Raw genomic sequence first — 7,645 nt, forward strand, 5'->3', positions numbered from 1 at the left:
ACTACCGACAATGGTACGCCTTGCAGAACGGACTACCGGAGTAATTCTGGTTGCTTCAGCAGGTAATACCGGGAGGGCATTTGCACAGGTATCAGCAGAAACGAAAAAACCGGTGATTGTGGTAATTCCTGAAAAAGCCAGAGGCAGGATCTGGACAAGCATTCCTGCAAGAGATCTTCTGCTCATCACCGTTCATGGTGATTATACTGATGCAATCACTCTAGGGAATAAGATCTGCTCTCTCCCGGGTATTTTTCCGGAAGGCGGAGCAAAAAATATTGCCCGACGAGACGGCATGGGTACCATGATGCTCGAAGGATCGGCAGTCATTGGCCAAATTCCTGACTGGTATGTACAGGCTGTAGGGAGCGGAACTGGTGGTATTGCTGCCTGGGAAGCAGCAACCCGCCTGGTATCGGATGGACGATTTGGCCCCGGTCTTCCCCGTCTGTTACTCATTCAGAATGACCCCTTTGTACCGATGGTACATGCATTTGATGCAGATAGACGGGATATTATCCCAGAAATAGACATGCAAAATCCGAAAGAAACAATCTCAAAGGTATTTGCTGATGTCCTGACCAACCGGACACCTCCTTACGGAGTTTGTGGCGGAGTATATGATGCCCTGAAGGCTACTGACGGAACTATGGCAGTAGCAACTACCGAAGAATCCCGGAAGGCAGGAGAACTCTTCAAACGGTCTGAAGGTGTTGATGTAGATCCAGCGGCAGCGGTCTGCGTCGCAGGGCTGATACATGCAGTAGCATCCGGTATTATCAGACCTGATGAACAGGTACTGCTGGCCATAACCGGAGGGGGATATGAAAGAGTTCGTGAAGATATACGGGTTATCATACACACCCCTGATCTTGAAGTAAATCAGCATACAAGTACAGAAGAAGTGCTTGATATCGTGAAGAGATGGGTGAGCAACTATGTATGAAGAACAGGTAGCGGAATTATTGCATCAGGAAGGGATAGTATTTGTGGTCTCACTCCCGTGTGATCGGACCAAAGATCTCTGCATGGTTCTTGAGGACGAGTTCACATATATCACCATATCACGTGAGGAGGATGGAATAGGAGTATGCTCTGGAATCGCCCTCATGCACGGGCGTAGTATCCTTCAGATGCAGAGTTCAGGTATAGGGAATTCATTGAATGCTTTGATGACCCTACCTGCATTATACGGACTCCCACTCCCGATTCTTGCCAGCTGGCGAGGTTATTACCAGGAAAAGATTGCGGCCCAAATCCCATTCAACGAAAAGATACCAGAACTCCTTGATCTGTATGGAATTGCGTACACCCGTATTCTCACTTCCGATGATCTCTCTCATCTATCAACCGTAATCAGGGATGCATATGAGAATCATCGCCCGCATATCGCCCTAATTTCTCCGCAGGTCTGGGAGGGTATTTGCCCTGCCAAAAGATGTTCGTTTCAATCACGGGAACGGAAAATTACCCTCTCATACACCGGAGAATTCAAAAATCCAGAGATGTATCGTGTTGATGCAATTCAGACAGTTGCCAGTCTGCTGAAAAACGAATATGTTATCTCTAATATCGGAGTTCCCTCTAAGGAACTTCATGCGACTTGTGATCGGGCTCGTAACTTCTATATGCTTGGTTCATATACTCAGGCAACCCCGATCAGTCTTGGAATAGCCTTAGCTACAAAGGATGATGTAGTTGTATTGGATGGTGACGGAAGTATCCTGGGCACTGCAATTCTTCCGGTAATTTCGGCAACTAATCCAAAAAACCTCACGATAGTATGTCTAGACAACGGAGTGTACGGCAGTACAGGAGATCAGTGTTCACCTGCTTATCAGACGATCGATCTTGAGCTCATCGCTCAAGCAAATGGGATCGTATGGACGAGAAAAGTACATAATCAGGCTGAATTGCAGACTGCCTGGAATGACAATGATCATACCGGCCCACGATTTATCCATGTTATTATCGAACCAGGCAACAGTAATGCACCTAATATTTTACTCTCTCCTACTGAAATTCGTAATCGCTTTTCAGGAGAGATGTCCTGTAGATGAGATCAAATCACTATTTTTCGAGAGAAAATGAGAACAGGAATCTGTCATCAGGTTACTTCTATTGATGCAGCCGCTATTCTGACACTGGATTCAGAGGACCCCGATATTTTAGATTCTGCTCTGATAAAATAAGTTCCCGGCAACGTTGCGGTAGTATCCCAAACTGCTATACTATTTCCAGTCTGGTTCAGCCTGACCAACCCATATTGAGCAGTACCCTGAGAGGGTGGATCAACAGGTACCAGGGATCGAAGCGAGAGATTGAAACCATTCTCCGAAGGGATAAACGCTCCAACCGGGTATGGTCCGGTTGGATTATCTCTTATAATGTCATTCTGATTCGGTGCGAGGAACGGAACAACCGGGTTTTCTGATTCAGCGATATCTTTTGGGATTACTACCCAGAAGTAGATATCTTCTCCCGGACTTCCAGAAATTTCAGAGGTAAATGATTCTCCATGTTGAACCCTGCCCGGATTTGTGGTCACGAGTAATTGATCCGGATTACCTGAACCAGATTCGGCAGCAACAAGAGCCAGTGTTTGAGCATAAAAATCTGTTGATGGCAGGGTAGCAAGAGCATTCACTCCGTCTGGCGATATGCCACCTGTTTTTCCTACCGAATCTTGAGTAGATGCTAAACCTGGAGATACCATTGTTTTTGTTGGTATAATCGTAACAGAGGAGTAAGCAGATTCAGAAGATGAGGTTTTTTCACCGGTAGTCTGATCTCCGGGATTCATCGAAGCTTTTGCTTGACCCTGAGTAACGGTGATATAGTTTTTCTCTTCTTTCTTCCCAGTACTACCTTCTTTGTTTATTGAAAGAACGATTGAGTAGGTACCGGGTCTGGTATAGACATGGATCGGATTCTGAACCGAGTCTGAACTACCATCACCAAAATCCCATATCCAGGAAGTAGGATCTCCACTTGAAAGATCAGTGAACTGAATCTGAAGTGGAGCAGCCCCTGAACGTTTATTGACATTAAAATCTGCAGAGAAGGATGAGGCTATCTGTGGAATTTCAGGCATCGCTTGAAAGAATGGGTTGGATTCTACTCGTACAGCTTCAGGAAGAGTGCTGGTACTAGTCGCTCCTGATTCATCAGTTACCATCATAGTTACCGGATATATCCCGGGCTGGAGATAGGTATGCATAATCTGCCTTCCTTCTCCTGTATTTCCATCTCCGAAATCCCACCGCCAGTCAGTAGGGTTTCCACCGGAACTATCAGAAAAGAAAACAGTCAGCGGTACCTGACCAATAGCAGGTTGGAGCATAAAATGAGCTTGAGTTGCAGCAACCTGGCTCCCAACACTAAGCAGGAATAATACGAGTACAACCGTACATAATCCGGGAATAATACATCTGCCCAACTCTATCACCATCCATGAAATGTCTGTGTTGTTAGTTATGAATTACTTAAACATATCCTCGATATGTTCAAAAGTCTGTTGAATTATATTTAGATTCATATAAAAATCATAAAAAGTATCCGTGATTTAGATGAAATTTTCATTTATACAATCAACTGGTGCTATCATGTACTCTTCAAGGTTTTCCTACAAATTGCAGGAAAACTGAATTTTCAATTTTCATCGAAAAATCCCGATACAAATCGCGAGAATTACCCTCAATACTGTTAAATACTCCTGCGCGTATATCCACCTCATACGTAAGGGAGGAGCTTATATGATTCGAGGTAACATCCAGGGATTATTACAAATATTGGTAATATTTTTAATAATTGGTGCATTATCTTCGATAACCCTGGCAGATCATATCACATGGACGCCAATAATCGGACTGACCAGCATATCGGAGAGTTCTTCATCAATAACCGGATTAAGTATGGGGAGTTCACCTTCAGGGATCACGTCCACAAAGATTATCTCATACACTGCGTCGGATAAGGACGCATTAAAAAATGCCGAATCACCATCTCCCATTCAGGAAAGCCAGCCACAGCGATGGATTCTCGATAAAAAATCCGGGTCTTATTATGACCCCATCTCCAGAACATACTGGAGATATGATCCTGTGCTAAAAAAGTTCTATTGTGAGGATAAAGGATGGTATCTGATAAGCAGATATTCTGATTCATCACCGGTGCAAATACTGAATCAATTTTATTATGATCCATATTCGGCCATGCTGATAGATATGGAAACCGGAGATTTCATTAATCCCAATACCATGGATGTCTCCCAACCGAATCCATCTCCTATCCCAACCAAAACACCAAAGATTTCACCTACTCCCACTATCATTCCGCCACAACCTGACCAATCTTCAGGAGGAGGGTCATCATCGTCAACCGATTCCTGCCTGGTCTCATGTTCCGACTGTCCGGAAGGATACTGCCATGACTGTAATCAGAACCAGATCTGTGATGAAAGGGAATCTCCTGCATCGGGTTCAGAAACGGGATCTCATTCAGGTATTGATACCGGCGGACAGAGTGAAAATCCACAGAACCCGGTTCTTCCTTCCCCCACGGTAACGTCTCAATCAGGAGGCGGGCAGAGTGAAAACCCTCAGGTTATTCCACAACCGACCCAGACCCCTGAACAAGAAGGAGGAATCAGTGAATCGGCACAGGGAATGATACTGGCCATGAAAGCAGCAGGAAATACCTGGACCAATGAGAATACTGATGCAGTGACCAATAACCCGAAATCTCCAACTCTGATTACTTTTAAATCAGACGTTCATATCATTTCACTATCCACCTATCACTGGAATAATGGTCAGGGAACACCTTTCGTGGGAACAATAGGGTTGAAGGATTCAGCAGGAAAAATATTCGGACCATGGCAGGCAACCGGAGAAAAGGGACAGGGAGGAGTACCGAATGCCAGATGGACAGCAGTACCGGATACTGACAGTTCAAACAGGTTTACCTTCAAACAAGGAACATACTCGATCCTGGATTCGGATCCGGAGACCTGGTCAGCCAATGCAAAATCAAATGATCAGGGATTTTGTACCATTGAATATTCGATAGCGATAAAAACAGATTCGCTGACAGATTACTCAAATGGATCGATTGCGAAACTGGATATCAATGGGATACAAAAAAGAGGGGGTATCTCATGAATTTCAGTTTTTCCTCCGGTTTCGTCCCAATCTATGTGTCAGAAAAAAACAGACCTAATCTGAAAATAATGGCCATATCATCGTATATCCAGAAGATCGGAGTCATCGTCCTCATCATTTCTCTGTTGTATCTGGTCTCTCCTGTTACCGGTACCGGGAGTGTCACCACTGCAGGTGATGAAATCCTGAAGACTGACCAACTAAGAGACCGAACCGGCGGAGATGGACACGGAATTCGGGTAGGAGTAATATCTAACGGAGTTCAACATCTCGCTGATGCCCAGAAGAGCGGCGATCTTCCAGACAAGATAACAATTTTAAAAAAGGGAAAGGCAGATGAGGGAACTGCGATGCTGGAAATCATTCACGATATCGCCCCAAATGCATCTTTGTATTATGCTGATGCCGGAGAGAATGACCTTAGTTTTTCAAACGCCATTGATAGTCTGGTATCTGCGGGTTGTACGATTATTGTTGAGGATGTAGGTCTTTTGGACATTCCTTACTTTGAAGATGGCAGAACTGCTGCACATATCAGTGAAATTCTAAAACAAAATCCGGATATCCTTTATATTTCATCAGCAGGCAACAATGCCGAACTGCATTATCAGGGAATGTTCACAGACGGAGGAGGGAATTTTCATTCGTTTAATGGTTCGACCGGTATCCCTGTGGATATCAAATCTGGAGGAGAAATAGGGGCTGTACTACAGTGGGATGATCCATTCGACCAAAGACAAAATGTATACAGCCTGTATCTTTATAATCGTGAGACCGGTGACGAAATAACCATAAGTGAACGGACTGAGGGTGGCGAAAAACGGGCGCTGGAACTGTTTCACACCCAGTATCTTGGGGAAAAACCACTGAAAGCAGAGATCAGAGTTAAAAAGGCTGACAATGCTGAACCAAAAGAAATTGAACTCATCATAAAACTGGATCCCAAACTGGTATCAATTCCTGAAGGATACGTGGTCTCTTCAGACTCAATCATCGGACAATCAGCGGTTGATAATGCAATCTCGGTAGCCGCAGTTCCTGCATCTCAGACGCAGACGATTGAGAAGTTCTCCTCACGGGGAGAGGTAACTATCGCTCACCCAACCGAACAGGAGCGAAAAAAACCTGATATCACCGGGGTAGATACCGTCGAGGTGAGTGGTGCAGGCGGATTTGCAACTCCGTTTTCAGGGACAAGTGCAGCAGCCCCCCATATCGCCGGACTATTAGCTCTTGAATGGAGTCTTTTCCCAGGAATTTCAGGAACAGAAATGAAAAATGCCCTATTTCAGACCGCTACCCGATTTGGAGAGGAGGAATGGAATCCGGTATACGGATATGGACTTCCTGATGCAATCAGGATGTACGAATATCTGCAGAATATCTCTGCTACCGGGAATGAGGCCAGGCCAATTACTCCGACACCAACGATAACAGTCCTCCCTCCTTCTACTGTACTTCCTGCAGAAGAAGAGGAGAATACTTCAATTATTATCCATGCAACAGAGATTACCAAGCCTGGAGAATACACGCTGGGATCTAATATTCTTTCTTCATCAGGTACAATCATCCGGATATCATCATCTGATGTCACGTTAGACGGATCCAACCATCAGATTGAAGGATTTGCGGTACAATTTGGATTGGATTCACCGCCTCTTCAGCGGGGAATCGTTATTGAATCACCCGATTCAGCCAGGCTGAAAAATATCACCATCAAAAACCTGGCGGTAATGGGTACCTATGTTGGAATATCAGCGGGAGATACAGATGAACTGGCGATCGAGTCCTGCAGACTTCCCTACAACACCATCGGAATGATAATTTCAGGGGTATCCAAAGCAAAGGTAACACAGAGTTCAATGAACGGAAATGCCCAGTGCGGCATGAGAATAGAGAGGGGAACAACAGATTCGGTAATCAGTTCCAATGAACTTAAAAAGAATCTTATCGGGATGATTCTGGATGGGGTATCTGAAAATCAGATCATACAGAATTCAATAATTCTGAACCATCAGGAAGGTATTCTTCTAAAAGGGGGCTCTTCTGGCAATACAGTTGGGAAAAATGCCTGTTCCAGAAATGGGAATGGGGGTATCGTCCTGAAAGCCTCATTGAAAAATGCTATCCTAAATAATACCTGCGAACAGAACACGCCGCCGGGTATTTATCTTGAAGAAAGTTCTGAAAACCAGATTTCAGATAATAATCTGACCGGAAATGTCAGGGGACTAAATATTTATTATTCAGATACGAACACCATCACAGGAAATTCTATTCAGAGGAATAAAGCCACAGGAATTATGTTTCAACCATCCGGACGCAATATAATCAGTCAGAACCTGATCGTGAATAATGCAGGAGAGGGTATCCTCATTACGAGCGGAGTTACCTCTGAAAAAGTGAATCTGATCACTGACAATTATCTGGAGAATAACAATAACATTCACGTCCAGGAAGGCAGCAAGCCAAATTATGCATGG

Annotated in this window: 6 protein-coding genes; 4 read left to right on the top strand and 2 right to left on the bottom strand. The window is 44.5% G+C overall.

Annotation, left to right across the window (positions count from 1 at the left end; translation table 11 throughout):
• The coding region (locus tag LUQ50_RS14530) for a cysteate synthase (RefSeq protein ID WP_300040897.1) at nt 1–946 on the top strand (946 nt) is incomplete at its 5' end.
• Nucleotides 939–2,060, top strand: coding sequence for a sulfopyruvate decarboxylase subunit beta (comE, locus tag LUQ50_RS14535; RefSeq protein ID WP_300040899.1), 1,122 nt, complete (start codon nt 939–941; stop codon nt 2,058–2,060). The genes LUQ50_RS14530 and comE, both read left to right, overlap by 8 nt.
• A 47-nt stretch (nt 2,061–2,107) precedes the next feature.
• Here comE and LUQ50_RS14540 read toward each other — a convergent pair whose 3' ends face one another.
• Together LUQ50_RS14540 and LUQ50_RS14545 are read right to left on the bottom strand one after the other, a co-directional pair.
• Entirely contained in the window at nt 2,108–3,439 is a 1,332-nt protein-coding gene (locus tag LUQ50_RS14540) for a PKD domain-containing protein (RefSeq protein WP_300040901.1), read from the bottom strand.
• A 402-nt stretch (nt 3,440–3,841) separates the two neighbouring features.
• Nucleotides 3,842–4,012, bottom strand: coding sequence for a hypothetical protein (locus LUQ50_RS14545; RefSeq protein WP_300040903.1), 171 nt, complete (start codon nt 4,010–4,012; stop codon nt 3,842–3,844).
• A 214-nt stretch (nt 4,013–4,226) separates the two neighbouring features.
• Between LUQ50_RS14545 and LUQ50_RS14550 the strand changes: the two genes are divergently transcribed.
• Both LUQ50_RS14550 and LUQ50_RS14555 read left to right on the top strand, forming a co-directional pair.
• On the top strand, nt 4,227–5,162 hold the full coding sequence (locus LUQ50_RS14550; RefSeq protein ID WP_300040906.1) for a hypothetical protein: 936 nt from the start codon (nt 4,227–4,229) through the stop codon (nt 5,160–5,162).
• Nucleotides 5,163–5,230: 68 nt separating this feature from the next.
• Nucleotides 5,231–7,645: NosD domain-containing protein (locus tag LUQ50_RS14555; RefSeq protein WP_300040908.1), on the top strand; the 2,415-nt coding region annotated here is incomplete at its 3' end.

This window comes from Methanospirillum sp. (assembly GCF_028679455.1).
Classification (GTDB): domain Archaea; phylum Halobacteriota; class Methanomicrobia; order Methanomicrobiales; family Methanospirillaceae; genus Methanospirillum.